Here is a 22599-nt window from a genome sequence, read left to right as displayed (position 1 = left end):
GCCGGAGGTTTTTCGAAAACCTTCGTGTGGAGCCAGAAGCGCTTCCGCCTCCCGTGTCTCCGCTCTCGACCGTCTCGTCATGCTCCTTTCTTCCCCGCCCCGCCAGGGATCGCCGGGTCAGAGAAGTTGCAGAGGCTTTTGCCGCCGGGACCGGGAGAGAAACGAAGAAAGGCAAAGAACAATATGGCTCTTTATGAACATGTGTTTCTTGCCCGGCAGGACCTCTCGCAGCAGCAGGTCGATGCGCTTGTCGAACAGTACAAGGGCGTCATCTCAGCGAATGGCGGGTCCGTCGGCCGGGTCGAGAACTGGGGACTGAAATCCCTCACCTACCGGGTCAACAAGAACCGGAAGGCATACTATACGCTGATGGACATCACCTGCCCGCCGGCCGCGCTCAACGAGATGGAGCGCCAGATGGGCCTGTCCGAGGATGTGCTGCGTTTCCTCACCATCAAGGTCGATGCGCATGAGGAAGGCCCGTCGGCAATGATGCAGAAGCGCGAAGAGCGCTCGGAACGCGGCGGCTTCGGCGACCGTGACCGTGGCCCGCGCTCGTTCGGCGACCGCGATCGCGGCGACCGTGGCGATCGCCCGCCACGCAGCTTCGGTGGCGATGGTGCAGACCGTGGCCCGCGCCGTCCGCGCGAAGCTGTTGAAGGGGGTGCAGAATAATGGTCGACATCAACCAGATCCCGACCCGGCGCCCGTTTCACCGCCGCCGCAAGACTTGCCCGTTCTCCGGCGCCAACGCGCCCAAGATCGACTACAAGGACGTGCGTCTTCTGCAGCGCTATATTTCCGAGCGCGGCAAGATCGTGCCGTCGCGCATCACCGCCGTCAGCCAGAAGAAGCAGCGCGAACTCGCCAAGGCGATCAAGCGCGCCCGCTTCCTCGGCCTGCTGCCCTACGTGGTTCGCTAACACTGATTAGGTGACCATGATCTTATCCGAAAACCGGTTTCCATTTTTTCGGGATCATGGACAACACTGACTAGTAGACCATGATCTTTTCCGAAAACCGGTTTCCACTTTTCGGGATCATGGTCTAGCCAGCGGGCGGTTCGCCGCCCGCTTTTCCTACGGCGACGGGCGCCGCAGGGTTGCCATCAAATCCCGGGTTGAGGTGAAGACCTCTAACTGCCGCGACAGGCAGGACAGCGACATCGGCGGCGACGCCCTCAGCTTCCTGACCTGTTCCAGACAATTCGGCGTCGATGCCAGTGATTTGGCGCCCCAAACGAAGGAACAAAACCATGGAAGTCATTCTTCTCGAACGCGTTTCCCGCCTCGGCCAGATGGGCGATACCGTCAAGGTCAAGGATGGATTCGCCCGCAACTTCCTGCTGCCGCAGGGCAAGGCGCTGCGCGCCAACGAAGCCAACAAGAAGAAATTCGAAGGCCAGCGCGCCCAGCTCGAAGCCCGCAACCTCGAGCGCAAGTCCGAGGCCATGCAGATTTCGGAGAAGCTGGACGGCAAGAGCTTCATCGCCGTGCGTTCGGCCGGCGAAACCGGCCAGCTCTACGGCTCGGTGTCGACCCGCGACATCGCCGAGTTGCTGACGGCGGAAGGTTTCTCGGTCAACCGCAACCAGATCCTGCTCAACCAGCCGATCAAGACCATCGGCCTGACCAATGTGGCGATCGCCCTGCATCCGGAAGTCGAGGTCACCATCACGCTCAACATCGCCCGCACGGCCGACGAAGCCGAGCGCCAGGCCAAGGGCGAGATGCTGACCACAGCCGAAGCCATCTATGGCGACGACATCAACGACAATGCGCGCCCGGACAACTTCTTCGATCCCAACGCCGAGTTCGAAGGCGGCGAAGACAACGGCTGATTGCACGTCACAGGCGTCAGAGCGGCGCTTTAAAACGTTTCGTCGGCTTCCAGTCATTTCTGGACCAACGCCCGGGCGCCTCGCCCGGGCTTTTTTGTGCCAAACGGAACTTTTCGACCCCCTATATCTTGATGCAGACTATAGCGCCGCGCGTCGTTTGGACGCGCAAAGGACGCTGCAGGACTTTGGTTCGGCGCATGATCCTTTCCGAAATCGATTTCGATTGTCGGGTTATGCGCCGAGACAGCGTGTCTGACCGAGAGGGGACATTTGTTCATGAATATTCTGCTGAAACGCATTCTCGACCGCCTGGTGCGCACCGGCAATCTCAAGGTCACCGGACCGAAAGGCCTCTCGGTGACTTTCGGTGACGGCAGCGGCGATCTGGTGCACATGCACATCAAGACCACGCATGCCGAGCGCGCCATCAGCTTCGATCCGATGCTGGCGGTGCCGGAAGCCTATATGGACGGTGAGCTCGACATACTCGAGGGCGGCGTGCTGGGGGTGATGCGCATCGCCTTCCAGAACATGGATAGCGGCGGCATCGATGCCACCTGGTCGAAGGCGATAGAAGGCCTGCGTCACGCTTTCCGCCGCCTGCAGCAGATCAACACGGCGGCGCGCGCGCGCCGCAACGTGCAGCGCCACTATGATCTGTCAGGCGACCTCTACAGGCTCTTCCTCGACGACGACATGCAGTATTCCTGCGCCTATTTCGAGCAGCCGGACATGACGCTCGACGAGGCGCAGGCAGCCAAGAAGCGCCATATTGCCGCCAAGCTCAGGCTGAAGGCCGGCCAGACGGTGCTCGACATCGGCTCCGGCTGGGGTGGGCTCGGTCTCTATCTCGCCAAGTCCTTCGACGTCGACGTGCAAGGCGTGACGTTGTCGACCGAGCAGCATGGCGTCGCCACCGACCGCGCCCATGCGCAAGGCCTGGAAAACCGCGTGCATTTCGAAGTGAGGGATTACCGCGAGCTCAACGAGCGCTTCGACCGCGTCGTCTCGGTCGGCATGTTCGAGCATGTCGGCGTCAACCACTACCGCACCTTCTTCGACAAATCGGCGACGCTCTTGAAGCCGGACGGCGTCATGCTGCTGCACACGATCGGCCGCTCCGGCGCGCCGTGGGCAACCAGCGCCTTCATCCGCAAATACATTTTCCCGGGCGGCTACGTCCCCTCGCTCTCGGAAGTGATGCCGGCGATCGAAAAGTCGGGCCTCATCGTCACCGACATCGAAGTCCTGCGGCTACATTATGCCGAGACGCTGAGACATTGGAGCCAGCGCTTTGCCGCCAACCGCGACAAGGCCAAGGCGATCTATGACGAACGTTTTTGCCGCATGTGGGAGTTCTATCTGGCAGCCTCGGAAGCCGCTTTCCGCTGGCAGGATCTGGTGGTCTTCCAAATCCAGATCGCCAAGAAGAAGGACACGCTGCCGATGTCTCGTGACTATATGGGCAAATGCGAGAAGGCGTTGCAGCTGCGCGACATGGGGCATCGTCCAAAAGCCCCTGCCGCCAAGCCCGCCCGGCGCCGCAAGGTGGCGGATATGGAATAGACCGCCGGCGATCACGCCATTGCCGCTTGCCATTGGCGGCCCACACGCTGAAAAAGGTCTCGCCGTCGCCGCGAGACTTTTTTCATGACCTATCTCATCTACATCGTTGCTGCCCTTGCCGAGATCGCCGGCTGCTTTTCGATCTGGGCGTGGTGGCGGCTAGAAAAGTCGCCGCTGTGGCTGGCGCCAGGCCTGGTCTCGCTCGCTTTGTTCGGCTTCCTGCTGGCGCTGGTAGACATCAGTGCTGCGGGCCGCGCCTATGCCGCCTATGGCGGCATCTACATCGCCGCCTCGCTCGGATGGCTGTGGCTGGTGGAAGGCGTGCGCCCCGACCGCTGGGACCTTGCCGGTTCCGCGCTCTGCATCGTTGGCGCCTCGGTGATCCTGTACGCACCTCGGGGTGCCTGAGCTATGGAACTGCCTATCCCGCTTCGACAGGGCGTCGAGCGTCTCCTCGAAAAAGTGCCGCTGCCGACGCTGAAGCTAGCGGCAAAAACGCTGTCGGACCGCTATCGCGCCGAACTGCGCGACGGCCGCCTGCATATGGCCGAGGAGATCGCGGTCAAAGCCTATCTGGCGACGCGGCTGCCGGCGACCTATGCCGCTGTCCGTGCCAGTCTCGATGCGCTCAGCGAGGCAAGGCCCGATCATGCACCCAAAACCCTGCTCGACGTCGGCGCCGGCCCCGGGACCGTGCTTTGGGCTGCGCTCGATCTCTGGCCCGACCTCGAGCAGGCGGTGCTGATCGAGGCGAGCGCGGCGGTGCGCCGGGTCGGCGCGGCGCTTGCCGCTGAGGCGATGACGGCCAGGGTCGCCTGGCTGGCCGGCGATGTCAGCCTCGATCTCGCCGATCTCAAGCCGGCCGAGCTGGTCACCTGCGCCTATGTGCTGGACGAGATCGTACCAGCGTCGCTGCCAAAGCTGATCGACCGGCTCTGGCAGCTGACCGACGAAACGCTGCTGGTCGTCGAGCCGGGCACGCCGGCCGGATGGCAGCGCATCCTTGCCGTGCGCCGACAACTGATCGAGGCGGGCGCGCACGTGCTTGCGCCTTGCCCGCATGCGGCTCCCTGCCCGCTCGCGCCGCCCGACTGGTGCCATTTTTCGCGCCGTGTCGCGCGTTCGCGCCTGCACCGGCTGGCCAAGGACGCCGATGTGCCGTGGGAGGACGAGAAATTCATCTATGTCGCTGCCTCCCGCCACGCTGTTGCCCCGCCGCAGGCGCGTGTGATCGCACCGCCGAAATCAGGCTCGGGCAAGGTCCTGCTGAAACTTTGCGAAAGGGACGGCGGTGCCGACGAGAAACTGTTCACCAAGCGCGACGGCGATGTGTTCAAGGCCGCGCGGCGGCTCGACTGGGGCGACGCACTGCCGGAGTGATTGGCAGCTATTTTCCTGTTTTGTTCTCGCCCGAGAACGGCTAGGCTCGCCGTCTTGATTCGAGTCAATCGAGATTCTTTCCACCGAAAAATATTGGCTGTGAATCGCGGGCACCGAAGCTGATTGAATGAAGACTGATGCAGATAAGTCATCACCGACCTATCCCGTTCTGATATCGAGAGACCGGCATCGAAATCGGGGACGTTATGGCAGAGGCAGCACGAAAATTCGGCGTGGCGGAAACACCGCTCTATCGCGAGGCACCGAACAACATCGAAGCCGAGCAGGCGCTGCTCGGCGCCATCCTCGTCAACAACGACGCCTTCTACCGCGTGTCGGATTTCCTGAAATCCGGCCATTTTTACGAGCCGCTGCACAGAAAGATCTTTGAGGTCGCCGCCGAGCTCATTCGTATGGGCAAGATAGCGACGCCGATCACGCTGAAGACCTTTCTGCCGGCCGACGAGAGGGTCGGCGACATGACGGTTGCGCAATATGTCGTACGGCTGGCCGTCGAGGCGGTCACCGTCGTCAATGCCGCCGACTACGGCCGCGCCATCTATGATCTCGCCACGCGACGCGCCCTGATCACCGTCGGCGAAGACATGGTCAACATCGCCTACGACGCGCCGGTCGACATGTCGCCATCCGAGCAGATCGAGGATGCCGAGCGGCGCCTGTTCGAGCTGGCCGAGACCGGCCGCTACGATGGCGGCTTCGAGAGCTTTACCGACGCGGTCAAGACCGCCGTCGACATGGCCAACGCCGCCTATATGCGCGACGGGCATCTGTCGGGCGTCGCCACGGGCCTGCGCGATCTCGACCGCCGCATGGGCGGCCTGCAGCCGTCCGATCTGATCATCATCGCCGGCCGCCCGGGCATGGGCAAGACCTCGCTTGCCACCAACATGGCCTTCAACATCGCCGAAGCCTATGTGCCGGCACAACAGGCCGACGGTTCGTTCAAGGCGGCAAATGGCGGCGTCGTCGGCTTCTTCTCGCTCGAAATGTCGTCGGAACAGCTCGCCACCCGCATCATTTCCGAACAGACCGAAATCCCGTCGTCGAAAATCCGCCGCGGCGAGATCAGCGAAATGGATTTCGAAAAGCTGGTCGCCTGTTCGCAGACCATGCAGAAGATCCCGCTGTTCATCGACCAGACCGGCGGCATCTCGATCGCCCAGCTGTCGGCGCGGGCGCGGCGGCTGAAGCGCCAGCGCGGCCTCGACGTCATCGTCATCGACTATATCCAGCTGATGCAAGGGTCGAGCGCCAAATCCTCGCAGAACCGCGTGCAGGAGATCACCGAGATCACCACCGGCCTGAAGGCGCTGGCCAAGGAGCTTGCCGTGCCGATCATCGCGCTGTCGCAGCTGTCGCGTCAGGTCGAAAGCCGCGACGACAAGCGTCCGCAGCTCTCGGACCTGCGCGAATCGGGTTCGATCGAGCAGGATGCCGACGTGGTGATGTTCGTCTACCGCGAGGAATACTACCTGAAGAACCGCGAGCCGAAGCCGGGCACCGACGAATACATCAAATGGGAACACGAGATGAACGAGATGCGCGGCAAGGCCGAGGTCATCGTCGCCAAGCAGCGCCATGGACCGACCGGCTCGGTCAGCCTCGCCTTCCAGGGCGAGTTCACCCGCTTCTCCGACCTCGCCGAGGAGCATCATATTGCGGAGAGGTTTGAGTAAGCATGGGTAAGCGTTTCAGGTTTTCTGTCCGCCTGACTCTCGCGCTCGTCAGCGCGGCTGTCCTGCCTGACGTCGCTTCAGCTTGTTCAATGCCTGCAAACTGGACGCCACAACGAGCATTTGCTGAGGCGGCCCTGGTGTTCCGAGGCTTGGTGACAGCCACAGAGCTTAGTCCGACAAAGCTTGGAATTGTCGCAGCCGATGAGGGTGATGGTCGGATACTGGTTAACGTTCGCTACGAGACAATGGAGGTGTTCAAGGGCAACCCGGAACCGAATGGTGTGATCTCCACGACCACTCTGATCATGGGAGGATGCGGCGTGCCTGTTCTGGCTGGGCAAAATTTCTTGTTTTACGTCGACGCGATTGATGAGGAGGCGCGAAAAACGCAGCCTGAGTTTGCAGGCCAAACTCAAGGCATGATCTCCATTTACGACAGCCAGATGCTGTCGCCCAATCCGCAGTTGCTCGATGAGTCGCTTGCCGAAGTACGCGCTCTCGCCAAGAAACACTGAATTGTATCCGCGCTCGCCAAATCCCGGCCGAAAATGCGGACGTTCTCGATCCGCCTCCCTTCTAAGGTATGCGAGATTTCATGGCTAAATCGCGCGTCCAGTTCATCTGCCAGAATTGCGGTTCGGTGCATCAGCGCTGGGCTGGCAAATGCGATGCCTGCGGCGAGTGGAACACGCTGGTCGAGGAGGGCACGTCCGGCGGCATCGGCTCGGGGCCGGTCAATACCCGCAATGCGCGCAAGGGCCGCGCCGTGGTGCTCACGACTTTGTCCGGCGACATCGAGGACGCGCCGCGCATCGTTTCCGGCATCGGCGAGCTCGACCGCGCCACCGGCGGCGGTTTCGTGCGCGGCTCGGCCCTGCTGGTCGGCGGCGATCCCGGCATCGGCAAGTCGACGCTGTTGACCCAGGCCGCCGCAGCACTGGCGTCCAAGGGCCACCGCATCGTCTACGTCTCGGGCGAAGAGGCGGTCGCCCAGATCCGGCTGCGCGCGCAGCGGCTCGGCGTCGCCGATACTCCGGTGGAGCTTGCCGCCGAAACCAATGTCGAGGACATCCTCGCCACCATCGCCGACGGCAAGCGGCCGGACCTGGTGATCCTCGATTCGATCCAGACCTTGTGGACCGACATGGCCGATTCGGCGCCCGGCACCGTCACCCAGGTGCGTGCCGCCGCCCAGGCGATGATCCGCTATGCCAAATCCACAGGCGCGGCGATTGTGCTTGTCGGCCACGTCACCAAGGAAGGCCAGATCGCCGGGCCGCGCGTCGTCGAGCATATGGTCGACGCGGTGCTTTATTTCGAGGGCGAAGGCGGCCACCACTACCGAATCCTGCGCACGGTCAAGAACCGCTTCGGACCGACCGACGAGATCGGCGTGTTCGAAATGTCTGATATGGGCCTGCGCGAGGTCGCCAATCCATCCGAGCTTTTTCTCGGCGAACGCCATGCGAAAGCGCCGGGCGCCGCGGTTTTCGCCGGCATGGAAGGTACCAGACCGGTGCTGGTCGAGATCCAGGCGCTGGTGGCGCCGTCGTCGCTGGGCACGCCGCGTCGAGCCGTCGTCGGCTGGGACGGTGCCCGGCTGTCGATGATCCTCGCCGTCCTTGAAGCCCATTGCGGGGTCCGCTTTGGCACGCATGACGTCTATCTCAACGTCGCCGGCGGCTACCGTATCTCGGAGCCGGCCGCCGATCTGGCGGTGGCGGCCGCACTGGTTTCCTCGCTCACCGGTCTTGCCCTTCCCGCCGATTGCGTCTATTTCGGCGAAATCAGCCTTTCGGGCGCCGTGAGGCCGGTTGCGCACGCGCAGCAGCGCCTGAAGGAAGCCGAAAAGCTGGGTTTTGGAAGCGCGGTTCTGCCCTTGGGCAGCGAGGAACTTGCCGGGGGGATAGGGGCCGGCGCTTTCCAGCCCACCGAGCTTGCCGATCTCGTGGCACGCATAGCCGGCTCACGGCGCAGCCGCGCCGACGAGCAAGAATGACGCGGCTCATGAAGTGGGGCAAAAGACATGCCGATTACGCTGCTTGACGGAATTCTCGTCGGCTTCACCTTGGTCTCGGCGATGCTCGCCATGGTTCGCGGCTTTTCGCGCGAGGTCCTTTCCGTCATCTCCTGGATAGCGGCGGCCGCGGCAGCGTTCTTTTTCTACCAACCGGTCCTGCCTTACGTTCAGCCCTATGTCGACAATGAGAAGATTGCCATGGTGGTGGCCGCCGGCATCGTCTTCATCGTCGCGCTGATCGTCGTCTCCATCATCACCATGAAGCTCGCCGACTGGATCATCGATTCCAGGGTCGGCGCGCTCGACCGCACGCTTGGTTTCCTCTATGGCGCGGCGCGCGGCATCCTGGTCGTCGCGGTGGCCCTGCTGTTCTTCAACTGGCTGGCCGGCCCCAAGGCTCCGGGCTGGGTCGCCGATGCCAAGTCGCGGCCGCTGCTCGAATCGATCGGCGCCAAGCTCGAAAGCCTGCTGCCCGAGGATCCGGAAAACGCGATCCTCAACAGGCTCAATCCGAATCAGCCGGCACCCGAGACCGGCGCCGAGACACCTCCGGCAGCGGATGCACCCGCGGCGGACGCACCGGCAACTGGCGACGATGCTCCGGCGCCCGACGGCAGCGAAACCGACGCGCCGCCGGCCGACAATGCACCGGCCAATCCGGCGCCGGCAAACTGACGATCATGTGAAGGCCGCAAACTCTACGTTGCTCTCGAGCCGTCATCACACTATATAGCGACTTTAGCGGAGCTGAAGATGGCAGACGCAGACGACGTGCTTTCCGCCGAGGCTGACGATCATTTCCATGACGAATGCGGCGTGTTCGGTATTTTTGGCCGGCAGGACGCTGCGGCTATCGTCACGCTCGGCCTGCATGCGTTGCAGCACCGCGGCCAGGAAGCGGCCGGTATCGTTTCCTATGACGGCACCCAGTTCCATGTCGAACATCATGTCGGCCTGATCGGCGATACGTTCACCAAACAGCGCGTCATCGACAGCCTCCAAGGCAACCGCGCCATCGGCCACACACGCTACGCCACCACCGGCGGCGCCGGCCAGCGCAACATCCAGCCGTTTTTCGCCGAGCTCGCCGATGGCGGCTTCGCCGTCGCCCACAACGGCAACCTCACCAACGCCATGACGGTGCAGCGCGCGCTTCAGAAACAGGGCGCGATCTTCTCGTCGACCTCCGACACCGAGACACTGCTGCATCTGGTCGCCACCAGCAGGGAACGCGATCTCAACTCGCGCTTCATCGATGCGGTGCGCCAGGTCGAAGGTGCCTTCTCGTTGGTGGCGATGACGTCAAAGAAGATGATCGGCTGCCGCGATCCGCTCGGCATCCGGCCGCTGGTGCTCGGCGATCTCGACGGCGCCTGGATCCTGGCTTCCGAAACCTGCGCGCTCGACATCATCGGCGCGCGTTTCGTGCGCGACCTGAAGCCCGGCGAGATGGTCGTCGTCACCGCCAAGGGCATAGAGAGCCTGTTTCCGTTCGAGCCGCAGAAGACCCGCTTCTGCATCTTCGAATATGTTTATTTCGCGCGTCCGGATTCGTCGGTCGAGGGCCGCAACGTCTACGAGGTGCGCAAGCGCATCGGCGCCGAGCTGGCGCTCGAAAGCCCGGTCGAGGCCGACATCGTCGTGCCGGTGCCGGACAGCGGCACTCCGGCGGCGATCGGCTTTTCGCAAGCCGCGGGCATCCCGTTCGAGCTCGGCATTATCCGCAATCACTATGTCGGCCGCACCTTCATCCAGCCCGGCGATTCGATCCGCCACATGGGCGTCAAGCTCAAGCATAACGCCAACCGCCGCATGATCGAAGGCAAGCGCGTGGTGCTGGTCGACGATTCGATCGTGCGCGGCACCACCAGCCAGAAGATCGTGCAGATGGTGCGCGATGCCGGCGCCAAGGAAGTGCACATGCGCATCGCCTCGCCGCCGACGCGCGCTTCCTGTTTCTACGGCGTCGATACGCCGGAGAAGTCGAAGCTGCTGGCGTCGCGCATGTCGGTGGAAGAGATGGCCGAGTTCATCCGCGTCGATTCGCTCGGTTTCCTGTCGATCGACGGGCTCTACCGCGCCGTCGGCGAGGCCGGCCGCGACAATGAGCAGCCGCAATTCTGCGACGCCTGCTTCACTGGGCAATATCCGACCCGGCTTGCCGATTTCGAAGGTTCGGACAATGTGCGCACGCTGTCGCTGCTGGCGGCGGGCGGGGCGTAGGATTGCCGGAACACCAATTGCCTTCCCGAGTTTCACGCCTACTCACGGAGGCCCTCGCATGATCCCCACCCCTGGCCTCGACCTTTCCGGCCGCGTCGCGGTCGTCACCGGCGCCTCGCGCGGCATCGGCTACTTCATCGCCCTGGAACTTGCCGCAGCTGGAGCCCACGTCATCGCTGTTGCCCGCACCGTCGGCGGACTGGAGGAACTCGACGACCAGATCAAGGCAACGGGCGGACAGGCGACGCTGGTGCCGCTCGACCTCGCCGACATGGCCGGCATCGACCGGCTGGGCGGCGCCATCCATGAGCGATGGGGCAAGCTCGACATCCTGGTCGCCAATGCGGCGGTGCTCGGCGTCATCTCCCCGATTGGCCATGTCGAGGCCAAGACTTTCGAGAAAGTTATGACCATCAACGTTACCTCGACATGGCGGCTGATCCGCTCGGTCGACCCGTTGCTCAGGCTCTCCGATGCAGGCCGTGCCATCGTGCTTTCCTCCAATGCCGCCCATTCGGCGCGGGCCTTCTGGGCGCCCTACGCGGCGTCGAAGGCGGCAGTCGAGACGATGATGCGTTCCTGGGCGCATGAGACGGAAAACCTGGCCCTCAGGGTCAATGCCGCCGATCCCGGCGCCACCCGCACCGCCATGCGTGCGCAGGCGGTGCCCGGTGAGGATCCGGAGACGCTGCCGCATCCCCAGGAGATCGCCAAACGCATCGTGCCGCTGGCCAGCCCGGCGCTTACGGAGACCGGGCTGATCTTCCAGGCCAAGCACAACCGCTTTGTTGCCTACCGGCAGCCGGAGTAGACGCATCGCGCATTTCGACGGAAGAATTGCGCCGCCGCCGACGTTATTGGAATGCCAGATTTTCCGAAACGGAGGACCACCATGCGCAGACTGCTTCTCGTCACCGCCGCTGCATCGCTGGCAGCCATCGGCGTCGCATCCTCGCAGGACGCGACGATGAGCTTCTTCGTCACCAGCGTCGGCTCGGGCAAGGGCGCCGATCTCGGCGGCCTCGCGGGCGCCGATGCGCATTGCGCCTCGCTGGCTGAAGCCGCGGGCGTTACGGGCAAGACATGGCGCGCCTATCTCTCGACCAGCGACACCGATGCGCGCGATCGCATTGGCACGGGACCGTGGTTCAACGCCAAGGGCGTCAAGATCGCCGACGATGTCGCTTCGCTGCATAGCGATGCCAACGCCATCACCAAGCAGACGGCGCTCGACGAAAAGGGCGAAGTGGTCAACGGCCGCGGCGACAAGCCCAACCGCCACGACGTGCTGACCGGCTCCAAGCCCGACGGCACGAAAATTGCCGACCAGACCTGCGGCGACTGGACGCTCAGCGGAGCGGAAGGCGCGGCAATGACGGGCCATCACGACCGCACCGGTCTCGACGATTCGGCCGCCGCCAAATCGTGGAATTCCTCGCACGCTTCACGCGGCGGCTGCAGTCAGGAGGCACTGAGGAGCACCGGCGGCGACGGCCTGTTCTACTGCTTTGCCGTAAACTGAACCGGCCCAACAAATGCAGAACATCATGCTGGCTGTGGCGACCCACCGCGCCCGGCCGAGCTTTCGTCGGTTGCCCAGAATTGATAGGATCGCCCGACTCCCACAACAAGCGAGGAAATTTCCATGGCTTCGAGCGTAGCGCTGGTCTGGTATCTGGTGATTGCCGGCCCGCAAGGCGGCATGGTGGTGCTGCCCAGCACGTTCGACACTCGCGAACAGTGCGCCTTCGCCGTCACCGAATATCAGAAGCAGCCAACGCCGGCCGGCTGGTCGGTGCAGTGCGTGCCGAGCGCCTCGCCGTTCGCCGACGAGGGCGAAAGCGAGTAGCCGGCGGCGCGCGTTCAGCGCTGAGCGCTAACCGTCAGTTCCGGCCTCGTATTGATGGTCTGAAACACCACGCAATAGCGTTCGGTCAGCTTGAGCAGTGTGTCGACGCGCTCTTGTGGCTCGTCGCTGTCGAGGTTGAAATTCAGCCGGATGGCGCGGAAGCCGACCGGCGCATCTTTTGCCACGCCTAAGGTGCCGCGAAAATCGAGATCGCCTTCGGCCTCCACGGTGGCGGCGCCGAGTTTGAACTCCAGCGCCGTCGCCACTGCCTTCAGCGTTACGCCAGCGCAAGCGACCAGCGCTTCCAGCAGCATGTCGCCCGAGCACAGTTCGAGCCCGGAACCGCCGGTAGCCGGATGCAGACCGGCAACGGCGAGCGCCCTGCCGGTCTCGACCTTGCAGGCGATCGACTGGTCGTCGACCGAGCCCTTGGCCCGAAGCGTGATCAGCGCGCGCGATGCGTCGTCGCGATACGCCTCCTTGAGCGGCGCCTGCATGGCCTTCAGTCCGGTGGTGTCCATGTCCAACCCTTTTCGGCAGTCATTTTCATCGCTCGTCACGATACTCGAATAGAACCGGTACGGCCTAAACCTTGATTTCACGACATTTGGATCGGAGTGACAAGCTGTCCAGACATTGCTGCGTCGTTAGACTTGATGCCTTTCATGCGGCCTGGGACCGCCACGCGATGACGCCGTCCGTCCGCGCCCGCACCTCGGGTGAGGCCAGGCAGGTGGCGACGGCCTCGTAGCCGGGAGTGCCGGGGTACCGGGCGACGTACGTTGGCGGGCTGTGATTGGCGGGGCAGAGGATGATCGCTTCGTCGGTGCCGACAGCCGCCAGGTCGAGTATCGCGCAGGAGCGCGTGAGCAGAAAAAGCGGTCGACCGCCGGGGCCGCGGCGACGCAAATGGGCAATCAGGGCTTCTTGCGAGGCTTGATCCAGCCCCTGTTCGATCATGTCGACGACCAGGATGGCCGGACCTTCGGCTTCCAATCCGACGAGTAGAGCGATCATTGCGTCGGACACCGCGGCACCGTCCTCGACGAGCCAGGCCAGCGTCTGATCGACCCGCGACCTGAGAGCTGGGTCGGCGTCCACACGAGCCAGAGCCGCCGCACAGCCATTCGCCAGTCGATCCAAGCCAAGGAAGGCGGCGTCGGGCAATGTCTCGGCCAGGCGCTGAGCCAGCCGGGTCTTGCCACTGCCCAGCGGGCCGATGATGTAGTTCAGCGGTCGGATCTGTCCCAGTTCGAACCGCTCGCCTCCCCAAGGCCAGGGAAGGTCGAAAGCGACGCTGAGCGTAGCCTCTGGCGCCAGCAGGCGCGCCAGTTCCCCGGCGCTTGGCGCTTCGCCTCGAGCGAGGTCGTCCCGCAGGCTACCGATCTTCTCTATTACGCCGACAAGCTGGCGCAGCCGGCTCTCGAGCACTGCCTGGTGTGCGGCCAAGGCCGGCTCCATGCCCCGGGAGTCACCCTCCATCACCCGCGCCACCTGGGCTAGGCTGAAGCCAAGCGCGCGCAGGGCCGCGATCTCGGCGGCGCGGCTCATTTCGACAGGACCGTAGGCGCGCCATCCGGCCGCAGTGCGGACCGGAGCAATCAGGCCGCGCTGCTCATAAAGCCGCAGGGCCTTGGCCGACACCCCGAGCCGGCCGGCGGCTTCGGAAGCGTTCAGGAACTGGGCGGAAGAGTTCATGAATCACCTTGTTGCTGTTGACCGCCTTTCTATCGGGGCTGACCCTGGGGCCGAGTCAACAGGGATGTTCGCGGTCCGCAGGAGCCGTGGGAGAGACAAGATCACTTCGTGTCGAACTGACACATCGGCTTTGATGAGATGAATCGACTTGCAAAAGGGCATTTCCGCAGCGGCTGCATACGGCAACCCCTGCTGACAGTACGGTGTCAGGACAGGGCAGCATAGTCTGGTGACATGACCGGATTCCCAACCATGCCTGACACCGCCGCCGAGCGCACCCTTGGCATCATCCTGGTTTCGGCGTCGGCAGCCGTCTTCGGCCTCACCGGCGTGCTAACCAAGTCGATCCATGCCGATCCGCTGACCATCACCTGCTGGCGGGGCTTCGTTGGGTCGATCCTGATCACCCTCTATGTGCTTTGGCGGCGCCGTCAATCCGGTGGGCGTGAAAGCCTGCGCCTCGGCTGGCGCGGCTGGCTGTTGGCGAGCGAGGGCGCGCTAGCCAGCATCGCCTTCATCTCGGCGTTCAAGTTCACCTTCGTCGCCAATGTTGCGATCATCTACGCCACTGCGCCCTTCGTCACCGCGCTGCTTGCCTTCATTCTGGTTCGTGAGCGCTTTCGGCTGCAGACGCTTGCCGCCGCCGCCGTGTCGCTCAGCGGCGTGGCGATCATGGTCTGGTCCGGCTTCGGCACCGGCCATCTGTTCGGCGACGGGCTGGCGCTGCTTATGACAATCGGCAGCGCGCTCTACATGATCATGGTGCGCGCTTTCCGCGACACGCCGGTAGTGTGGGCCGGGGCGGTGTCGGCATTCCTTTTGTTCGTGCTCGGTTGGTTCGTCACCGATCCATTGGCCGTCTCGGCCAGGGACGCAGTGTTGCTCGTCGCCTTCGGCACGTCGTTCGCGCTGGCCTCTATTCTGTGGACGGAGGGCGTGCGGCTCATTCCGGCTGCCGAATCCGGCCTGCTGGGCTCGGCTGAAGTACCGTTCGCGATCCTGTTCGCCTTCCTGTTCCTGGCCGAGGTCCCGCCAGCCGCCAGCATGATCGGCGGCGCCATCGTGCTCTGCGCGGTGTTCGCCCATGGCGGGCGCGACTGGCAAGCGGCCAGGCAGCGCTCTGCCTGAGAAAAAATCTGCCCCCGAAAATAAAATTCCGGGTGCAAATAAATTAGCAAGGTCATGGAACCATCAACAGGTTCAGGCATTGTTGGCTTTGACGGGTCATCCAAGTCCCCCCAAACCCCTCGGCCCGTCTAACCTATAGCCGATCGCAAGGTCGGCTTTTTCTTTTGCGAAATCAGCTCGGTGCGCCTGGCAAGGCAAGGTTGCCGCTGAACAGCGCAGCCAGATCCTGGGCCGGGGGCTCGGCATCCTGGCGCAGCCGGATGGCGAACTCGGCGATGGGAACCTGCGGCAGGCCAAACTCGCGCGGTGCCTCGACGATGCCGGAATGGGCAAACCGCGCCGTCCGCAGCGTCAGGGCAATGCCGGCATGCACCGCCGTGCGCAGCCCGGCCAGGCTGGCACTGCCGGCGGCGATGCGGTAGCGGCGGCCTGCCCTGTCGAGTGCCGCGATCGCCGCTTCGCGAAAGCCGCAATGCGGATCGAGCAGCGCCAGCGGCAGTTCGTCCTGGTGTGTGGCCAAGCCTCTTTGCGAACAGAGCCACATCATCGGCTCGCGGAGCACGCCGATCTCGTCCGGCGCCGGAGCCTGTCGCATGGCGACCATCAGATCGAGGATGCCGGTTTGCAGTGCCTCGGCCAATTCTGCGGAGCGGCCGACGCGCAGTTCTATCCTGACGCGCGGATAGCTCGCGGCAAAGGCCCTGAGCAAATCCGGCAGCCCGCTGTCGGCGAAATCTTGTGTCGTGCCGATGGCCACGCGCCCATCGGCTCGCACGCCCTTGAGGGCCAGCCACGCTTCGCGATGCACAGCAAGGATGCGCCGCGCATGACCGACCAGATCCTCGCCCGCCGGCGTCAGGACGCGCCCTCTTCCCTGCGGCACCAGAAGTGGTTCGCCGACAATATCCTCAAGCCGCTGCATCTGCGTGGTCACCGCCGACGCCGAGCGCCCGACAAATGACGCCGCCTGCGCCAGCGAGCCGCTGTCGACGAAGGCGAGAAAGGTTTTGAGGAGGTCGGGGTCGAGCATAATTCGATAATATCAAAGTTTCTCCTGAAAACAATTCGATTTTCATAACGCAGGAGCGATGGCAAAGATTTCTGACGGCGGAGAGACGCCGCGTAACCCGAGGAGAGAAATTATGCCGATCATCAATGTCAGCGTCACAGGCAAGCCCGATGCCGCTTTGTCCGCCGCCATCGCCAGGCAGGTGACCGAACTGACCGCCACGCATTTGCGCAAGGATGCGACGATCACAGCGGTGGCCATTTCCTACCATGACCCCGAGCACTGGTTCGCCGGCGGCAAGTCGTTGGCCGAGCATGACGCCAACAGTTTCTGGCTCGACATCAAGGTGGTCGACGGCACCAACACCAAGCTCGAGCTGGAGGCCTATCTCAAGGCGCTCTTCCTTGGCTTTGGCAGCCTGCTGGGCAAGGTGCATGAGGAGAGCTATGCCTTCGTGCATGAAGTCCCGGCCGCCGCCTATGGCTATGGTGGCAAGACACAGGAATTCCGCTTCATCAGCGGGAGGCTGAAGGCGGCGTGAGCGGCCCCCATCAATCCAGGCTCATGCCGCAGGCGCTTTCTCTGCCGCAAGGAAACATAGACACCGCACTTTTCATGGCCGGCCAGGCCAGTAATGCGAAGGTACCGCACCTCCGCATTGACGTTGAGCCCACTTCGTCTAGGTTCTCATCGAAGCGGTCACGAAGAGCCGCGAGGTCAAAATCTGTTGGGAGAGACGCGGCATGATCCTGACACTGGCGCTGCTTGCGGGTCTCGTCGCGGCCTGGCTGCTGATCGGCGTGGTGGAAAAATTCCGCCTCGGCCTGCGCTTCACGCAGGCGCTGCTCTATGTGCCGTTCAAGCTCGCCTACCGGATTGCCGATGATCGTATCAAGATCGCCCGCAGAACAGCCGCCCCGGTCATTTACGTCATTTCGCACCAGTCGCGCCTCGAACCGGCGCTGATGCTGTCACTGCTGCCGGAAGACACGCTGCACATCCTCGACGAGGTCTCGGCGCGATCGCCCTGGCTCGAACCATGGCGCGAGCTTGGCCGCACCATCGCTTTCAACGCCGAGCATGTCTTCGTCAGCCGCCGGCTGGTGCGGGTGCTGAAGGGCAAGGGCCGCCTTGCCGTCTATCTGCCGGATGCGGTCGAGCCTGACATCAAGACATTTCGCCTGTTTCGCGCCGTCACCCGCATCGCCATGCAGGCCGACGCCCGCATCGTGCCGATCTTCGTCGCCGGCGCGCGCACTCTGCCGGTATCGCTGACTGCGGCGGACAAGTCGCCCCGGCGCTGGTTTCCGCTCCTGTCGATCAGCGTGCTGGAGCCGATGACCATCGCCGAGCTGGTAGCGCGAAACCCTGATCAATCCTCGAACACCAATGCGCTGTTCGACCGTTTCGCCGAAGCCCGGCTTTTCGGCAGCGATCTTGACCGCGGCCTGTTCCTCGCCATGCGCGACGCCGCCGACCGAGTCGGCGCCTCGCATCCTATCGTCGAAGACGTGATCAGCGGCACGCTGAATTACAGAAAGCTGTTCATCGGCGCGCGGGTGCTGGGCCGCCGCTTCGAGGCGGTGACGGCGCCGAATGAAGCGGTTGGAGTGCTGCTGCCCAACGCCAACGGTGTCGTGCTGTCGCTCGTTGGCCTGTTGTCAGCGAGCCGGGTGGCGGCGATGATCAACTACACCGCAGGCCCGGCCAGCGTCACCGCCGCTGTGCGCACGGCGGAGATCCGCACCGTGGTCTCGTCGCGCGCCTTTGTCGACAAGGCCAGCCTCGCTGACATCGTCGCGGCGGTAGAAGAAGGCGGCGCCAGGCTGTTGTGGCTGGAGGATGTGCGGGCCAGCGTAACCGTGCTGGACAAGCTCGCCGCCGCCTTGCTGTGGCGCTGGCCGCTGCAGCCACAGAATGCGGCCAAACCAGCGGTGATCCTGTTCACCTCAGGCTCGGAAGGCACGCCGAAGGCGGTGGTCCTGTCGCACAGAAATCTTCTCGCCAACGCCATGCAGGCTGAGGCCCGCATCACCATCTCGCCGGCCGACATCCTGCTCAACGTGCTGCCGGTGTTCCACTCGTTCGGGCTCACCGGCGGCACCATCCTGCCGCTGGTCACCGGCGTGAAACTGTTCCTCTATCCCTCGCCGCTGCACTACAAGCTGATCCCCGAGGTCGCACGCAAGGCAGGGCCGACGGTCATGTTCGGCACCGACACGTTCCTCGCCAACTATGCGCGCACCGCCAAGGACGGCGATTTCTCCAGCCTGCGCTTCATCGTCGCCGGCGCCGAAGCGGTGAAACCGGAGACGCGCCGCGTCTACCGGGAGCGCTTCCACGCCGAGATCATCGAAGGTTTCGGGCTGACCGAGGCAGCGCCCGTCGTTGCCGTCAACACCGCCATCCACGGCCGCGACGGCACCGTCGGGCGACTGTTGCCGGGCATGCGCATGAAGCTCGAGCCGGTCGAGGGCATCAGCGGCGCCGGACGGTTATTGCTCAAGGGGCCGAATTTGATGATGGGCTACATGACCTCAGATCGGCCCGGGGAATTGCAGCCGCTCGACGGCTGGCACGATACCGGCGACATCGTTTCTGTCGACCGCGAGGGCTTCATTGCCATTCGCGGCCGGGCCAAGCGCTTCGCCAAGATCGCCGGCGAGATGGTGTCGCTGGGCGCGGTCGAGATGCTGGTGCAGTCGCTGTGGCCGGAAGAGCACCACGCTGTGGTGGCGGTGCCGGACAAGCGCCGCGGCGAGCGTATCGTGCTGGTCACCACCGCCGATGACGCCGACCCCGATGAATTGCGCAAATTCGGCAGACAAGCCGGCGCCGCCGATCTGATGGTGCCGAACGACATCATCAAGGTCGAGGAAATCCCGGTGCTGGGCTCTGGCAAGACCGACTACGTCTCGACCCGCAAACTGGCGATTGACCGACTGGGACTCAGCGCGGCGGCCTAGCGCCTAAAGCGCGTCGCGTCTGGAGGGATTTATGCGACGCGCTTTAAGTTCTTGCTTGAATGCATCTCGTTGTCCCAAAACCGCTGCGCAGCTTCGGGTCAGGCCCGAGGGCATGCTTTTGGGCGACATGCATTACATTAGAGGACCACCACCGACAACAGCAGGATGAACCCGACCGCCATCATCAGCAGGCCCGGCCAGTTCTGCGACAGGCCGAGGAAACCGAGGCCGCGCCGCCGCGGCTCAAGTGTCGGGCCTGGCGTTGCAAGATTTGGCGTCGAGCGATCCGGCGCCGCGCGAGCAGGCGCCGGATCGCTGAGCCGCCCACGCCAAAGGGCTGCGCCGGCCATATACACAACGCCAGCGACAATGAGCAACGCACCAATGAGGACGACAGCCATTTCTCCTCACTCTTCTTTAAGCTCCTGCGCCTGGGACAGCAGCTTCAAGGGCTGATAGCGAGGCGTTCGCGACGTCGCTCGCCTCGCCCGCTGAGACAGAACGGTCAAGACGCCGGCAGGTTCCGCTAGAGCGGGATGCGTCCGACTTGAACCAATTGAACTATCAGCGAATTGGCGACAGATCTGTCAGCCGAAGTCCGAAGGCGGCACCTTCTCGCCTTCGCGCTTGGCGCGCCTGGAATAGGCGCGGATGCTGAGCGGCAGGAAGAGCAGATAGCCGGCAACCGACGCCGTCAGCGTGTACCAGGGATAGGTCATCAACAGCAGGATGTAGAGGACGACACCGAGGATGATCGGCAGCACCTTGTCGCCCGGGACTTTCAGGCTTTTTCCGGAATAGACCGGCAGCCGGCTGACCAGCAGGAAGGCTATCAGAACGGTGAAACCGGCGGCGATGAAGGCGGCTGGGCGGGACGGCTCCACACCAAGCCGCAGGAAGTACAGGTAAAGCGGCAGCATCACCAGCACAGCGCCCGCCGGCGCCGGCACGCCGACGAAATACTCGGTCTGCCACTGCGGGCGATCAGTTTCTTCGTCGAGCACGTTGTAGCGAGCGAGTCTCAGCCCGCAGGCGATGGTGAACAGCAGCGCGGCAATCCAGCCCGGCGAGCCGGCCTGGTCGAGCAGGAAGGCATAGAGCACCAGCGCGGGTGCTACGCCGAAATTGACGATGTCGGCCAGCGAATCCATCTGCGCGCCGAATTTGGACGTCGCCTTCAGCATGCGTGCCAGACGGCCGTCGATGCCGTCGAGGAAGGCGGCCAGCAGCACCATCACCACTGCCGGCTCGAAACGGCCTTCGAAGCCGAAGCGGATGCCCGAGAGGCCGGCGCAGATGGCGAGCACTGTGACAAGATTGGGCAGCACCATGCGCATCGGAATTTCACGGATGCGCGGGCCGCCGCTGCCATGCGCCTCAAATTTTTTGAACGGCGCGCCCACGGCTCAGGACACCCGCACGAGCGGCGTTGCGGCAACGCCGCCGAATTCGGCCAGTATGGTTTCACCGCCGACCGCAGTCTGGCCGACGGCGACACGCGGCGTTGCGGTCGACGGCAGGAACACATCGACGCGCGAGCCGAAGCGGATCAGCCCGAAGCGCTCGCCGATGCCGATCGTGCCGCCGGTCTCGGCCCAGCAGACGATGCGCCGCGCCACCAGGCCGGCGATCTGCACCGCGGCCACCGTGCCGTTGGGGCTGTCGATGACCAGGCCATTCCGCTCGTTGTCGGCACTCGCCTTGTCAAGTGCGGCGTTGAGGAACTGGCCGGGCCGATGCTCTATCCTTGTGATGCGGCCGCGCACCGGAGCCCGGTTCACGTGGCAGGAGAAGACGTCCATGAACACCGAGATGCGGGTCATCTCGCCGCCCCCGAGGCCAAGTTCGCGCGGTGGCACTGCCGGACCGACCGCCGTGATGATGCCGTCGGCCGGGCTCACCACCAGCCGGTCGTCGACCGGCGTGACGCGCTCGGGATCGCGGAAGAAATAGACGCACCAGGCCGTCGCGATGAGGCAGATCCAGAACAGGATCGAAGAGAAATAGCCGAGGAAAAGCGTCACCGCTGCGAAGGCGGCGATAAACGGATAGCCTTCGCGATGGATCGGAACCAAGGTTTTCTTGATCGTGTCGACGAGGTCCATGGAATGGAAACAGCCTAGTTTCAGGTCCGGCCTCAATAGCGGAAACACCCTGTGGCCGCAACGCGACAATGAGGGAACGCCGGATCCGGCGTTCTCGTCCGCATTAGCCGATCGCGGGCGTTGGAAGGGTTCCAATGCGCCTGTCCAAAAAAGCATGACTGGTGTCGGGGCGAACCGGCCTCATTCGTCCTTGGAGATACGGGCCTTGTCAAAGCGCCCGCCGAACGAAAGCTGGAGGCAACAAATGCTGTCACGGAAATCAGCAGCAAAGGAAGCGCGGGTCGTGATGAACGGTCTGGCGTTCGGCGAATCGCCGCGCTGGCATGATGACAGGCTTTGGTTCTGCAACTGGGGAACCGGCCAGATCATCGCCGTCGATGCCGACGGCAACAGTGAGATCATGCTCACCGTGCCGGCCACCCTGCCCTATTCGGTCGACTGGCTGCCGGACGGTCGCCTGGTCGTCGTCTGCGGGCGTGAGGGGTTGGTGCTGCGGCAGGAAGCAGACGGGACGCTGGTCACCCACGCCGATCTGCGACACCTCTCAGGGAACGCCTGGAACGAGATCGTCGTCGACGGGCGTGGCAACATCTACGTCAATGGCGGCGGGCCAGCGCCGGTTCCCGGCCAGCATTTCGGCCCCGACACCATCGTGCTGATTGCACCGGACGGGTCCGTGCGGCAGGTGGCGGACAAGATCGCCTTCGCCAATGGGATGGCGGTGTCGCCTGACAACAAGACGTTGATCGTCGCCGAGTCCCACGCCAACAGGCTGACCGCCTTCGACATCGCCGCCGATGGCGGCCTTGCCAACAGGCGGCGATGGGCCGACCTCGGCAACGGCTTTCCCGACGGCATCTGCCTCGATGCCGAAGGCGCCATCTGGTATGCCGACGTCCCCAACCGGCACTGCGTGCGGGTGCGCGAGGGCGGGGCGATGCTCGACAGTGTCGATGCCGATCGCGGCTGCTTTGCCTGCATGCTCGGCGGCGCCGACGGCAAGACGCTGTTCATCGTCGCCGCCGAATGGCGCGGCTTCGAGCACATGATCAGCGATGCGCGCACCGGCCAGGTGCTCAGCATCGAGGCTTCCGCGCCGGGCGCTGGCTGGCCGTAAG

The 22599-nt window shown here is 63.9% G+C and carries 24 protein-coding genes; 18 read left to right on the top strand and 6 right to left on the bottom strand.

Annotated elements, in window-relative coordinates:
- Window positions 1–183: 183 nt before the first annotated feature.
- From rpsF to AC0L2V_RS09755, 14 genes are all read left to right on the top strand, one after another.
- Window positions 184–675 carry a 30S ribosomal protein S6 gene (gene rpsF / locus AC0L2V_RS09820; protein WP_236371601.1) on the top strand — a complete coding sequence of 164 codons (492 nt, stop codon included), beginning with the start codon at window positions 184–186 and terminating at the stop codon, window positions 673–675.
- Window positions 675–923 (top strand): 30S ribosomal protein S18, encoded by a 249-nt coding sequence (rpsR, locus tag AC0L2V_RS09815; RefSeq protein ID WP_006203718.1) that lies wholly within the window; start codon window positions 675–677, stop codon window positions 921–923. The genes rpsF and rpsR overlap by 1 nt, the downstream gene beginning before the upstream one ends.
- A 332-nt stretch (window positions 924–1255) precedes the next feature.
- The gene (rplI, locus tag AC0L2V_RS09810; protein ID WP_091590536.1) at window positions 1256–1840 is read left to right on the top strand and encodes a 50S ribosomal protein L9; all 585 of its coding nucleotides are present in this window, start codon (window positions 1256–1258) and stop codon (window positions 1838–1840) included.
- Between the two features lie 276 nt (window positions 1841–2116).
- On the top strand, window positions 2117–3406 hold the full coding sequence (locus AC0L2V_RS09805; protein ID WP_473520010.1) for a class I SAM-dependent methyltransferase: 1290 nt from the start codon (window positions 2117–2119) through the stop codon (window positions 3404–3406).
- Between the two features lie 84 nt (window positions 3407–3490).
- Window positions 3491–3814 (top strand): YnfA family protein, encoded by a 324-nt coding sequence (locus tag AC0L2V_RS09800; protein WP_473520009.1) that lies wholly within the window; start codon window positions 3491–3493, stop codon window positions 3812–3814.
- A 3-nt stretch (window positions 3815–3817) separates the two neighbouring features.
- Complete coding sequence (locus AC0L2V_RS09795; protein WP_473520008.1) at window positions 3818–4786, top strand: small ribosomal subunit Rsm22 family protein; 969 nt, start codon at window positions 3818–3820, stop codon at window positions 4784–4786.
- Window positions 4787–4992: 206 nt separating this feature from the next.
- Window positions 4993–6483 carry a replicative DNA helicase gene (locus AC0L2V_RS09790; RefSeq protein ID WP_023800713.1) on the top strand — a complete coding sequence of 497 codons (1491 nt, stop codon included), beginning with the start codon at window positions 4993–4995 and terminating at the stop codon, window positions 6481–6483.
- 2 nt (window positions 6484–6485) lie between these two features.
- Window positions 6486–6998, top strand: coding sequence for a hypothetical protein (locus AC0L2V_RS09785; protein WP_473520007.1), 513 nt, complete (start codon window positions 6486–6488; stop codon window positions 6996–6998).
- An 80-nt stretch (window positions 6999–7078) separates the two neighbouring features.
- The gene (gene radA, locus AC0L2V_RS09780) at window positions 7079–8482 is read left to right on the top strand and encodes a DNA repair protein RadA (RefSeq protein WP_473520006.1); all 1404 of its coding nucleotides are present in this window, start codon (window positions 7079–7081) and stop codon (window positions 8480–8482) included.
- Between the two features lie 27 nt (window positions 8483–8509).
- Window positions 8510–9178 (top strand): CvpA family protein, encoded by a 669-nt coding sequence (locus tag AC0L2V_RS09775; RefSeq protein WP_023800716.1) that lies wholly within the window; start codon window positions 8510–8512, stop codon window positions 9176–9178.
- Window positions 9179–9256: 78 nt separating this feature from the next.
- Complete coding sequence (gene purF / locus AC0L2V_RS09770) at window positions 9257–10726, top strand: amidophosphoribosyltransferase (protein ID WP_023800717.1); 1470 nt, start codon at window positions 9257–9259, stop codon at window positions 10724–10726.
- A gap of 58 nt (window positions 10727–10784) precedes the next feature.
- Window positions 10785–11537, top strand: coding sequence for an SDR family NAD(P)-dependent oxidoreductase (locus tag AC0L2V_RS09765; RefSeq protein ID WP_031255525.1), 753 nt, complete (start codon window positions 10785–10787; stop codon window positions 11535–11537).
- A gap of 81 nt (window positions 11538–11618) precedes the next feature.
- The gene (locus tag AC0L2V_RS09760) at window positions 11619–12248 is read left to right on the top strand and encodes a hypothetical protein (protein WP_473520005.1); all 630 of its coding nucleotides are present in this window, start codon (window positions 11619–11621) and stop codon (window positions 12246–12248) included.
- 123 nt (window positions 12249–12371) lie between these two features.
- The gene (locus AC0L2V_RS09755) at window positions 12372–12575 is read left to right on the top strand and encodes a hypothetical protein (RefSeq protein ID WP_027152685.1); all 204 of its coding nucleotides are present in this window, start codon (window positions 12372–12374) and stop codon (window positions 12573–12575) included.
- 14 nt (window positions 12576–12589) lie between these two features.
- Here AC0L2V_RS09755 and AC0L2V_RS09750 read toward each other — a convergent pair whose 3' ends face one another.
- Both AC0L2V_RS09750 and AC0L2V_RS09745 read right to left on the bottom strand, forming a co-directional pair.
- Window positions 12590–13096, bottom strand: a complete 507-nt coding sequence (locus tag AC0L2V_RS09750) for an OsmC family protein (RefSeq protein WP_128247654.1) — start codon at window positions 13094–13096, stop codon at window positions 12590–12592.
- 142 nt (window positions 13097–13238) lie between these two features.
- The gene (locus tag AC0L2V_RS09745) at window positions 13239–14273 is read right to left on the bottom strand and encodes a MerR family transcriptional regulator (protein WP_473520004.1); all 1035 of its coding nucleotides are present in this window, start codon (window positions 14271–14273) and stop codon (window positions 13239–13241) included.
- A gap of 252 nt (window positions 14274–14525) precedes the next feature.
- On the opposite strand from AC0L2V_RS09745, the gene AC0L2V_RS09740 reads away from it, so the two are divergent.
- Window positions 14526–15401 (top strand): DMT family transporter, encoded by an 876-nt coding sequence (locus tag AC0L2V_RS09740; protein WP_473492307.1) that lies wholly within the window; start codon window positions 14526–14528, stop codon window positions 15399–15401.
- Between the two features lie 172 nt (window positions 15402–15573).
- Here AC0L2V_RS09740 and AC0L2V_RS09735 read toward each other — a convergent pair whose 3' ends face one another.
- Complete coding sequence (locus tag AC0L2V_RS09735) at window positions 15574–16431, bottom strand: LysR substrate-binding domain-containing protein (RefSeq protein WP_473520003.1); 858 nt, start codon at window positions 16429–16431, stop codon at window positions 15574–15576.
- A gap of 112 nt (window positions 16432–16543) precedes the next feature.
- Between AC0L2V_RS09735 and AC0L2V_RS09730 the strand changes: the two genes are divergently transcribed.
- Window positions 16544–16951 (top strand): tautomerase family protein, encoded by a 408-nt coding sequence (locus AC0L2V_RS09730; protein ID WP_091590519.1) that lies wholly within the window; start codon window positions 16544–16546, stop codon window positions 16949–16951.
- A gap of 202 nt (window positions 16952–17153) precedes the next feature.
- On the top strand, window positions 17154–19376 hold the full coding sequence (locus AC0L2V_RS09725; protein ID WP_473520002.1) for an AMP-binding protein: 2223 nt from the start codon (window positions 17154–17156) through the stop codon (window positions 19374–19376).
- 137 nt (window positions 19377–19513) lie between these two features.
- On the opposite strand, the gene AC0L2V_RS09720 is transcribed toward AC0L2V_RS09725, so the two are convergent.
- From AC0L2V_RS09720 to AC0L2V_RS09710, 3 genes are all read right to left on the bottom strand, one after another.
- On the bottom strand, window positions 19514–19777 hold the full coding sequence (locus AC0L2V_RS09720) for a hypothetical protein (protein ID WP_023800726.1): 264 nt from the start codon (window positions 19775–19777) through the stop codon (window positions 19514–19516).
- A 186-nt stretch (window positions 19778–19963) separates the two neighbouring features.
- On the bottom strand, window positions 19964–20779 hold the full coding sequence (locus tag AC0L2V_RS09715) for a CDP-alcohol phosphatidyltransferase family protein (RefSeq protein ID WP_023800727.1): 816 nt from the start codon (window positions 20777–20779) through the stop codon (window positions 19964–19966).
- Between the two features lie 3 nt (window positions 20780–20782).
- The gene (locus AC0L2V_RS09710; protein WP_473520001.1) at window positions 20783–21481 is read right to left on the bottom strand and encodes a phosphatidylserine decarboxylase; all 699 of its coding nucleotides are present in this window, start codon (window positions 21479–21481) and stop codon (window positions 20783–20785) included.
- 244 nt (window positions 21482–21725) lie between these two features.
- Between AC0L2V_RS09710 and AC0L2V_RS09705 the strand changes: the two genes are divergently transcribed.
- On the top strand, window positions 21726–22598 hold the full coding sequence (locus AC0L2V_RS09705) for an SMP-30/gluconolactonase/LRE family protein (protein ID WP_473520000.1): 873 nt from the start codon (window positions 21726–21728) through the stop codon (window positions 22596–22598).
- Window position 22599: the final 1 nt, after the last annotated feature.

It is taken from the genome of Mesorhizobium sp. WSM4814, from assembly GCF_055811595.1.
Note: the sequence above shows the minus strand (reverse complement) of the source record. Positions and strands in the feature narration are given on the sequence as shown.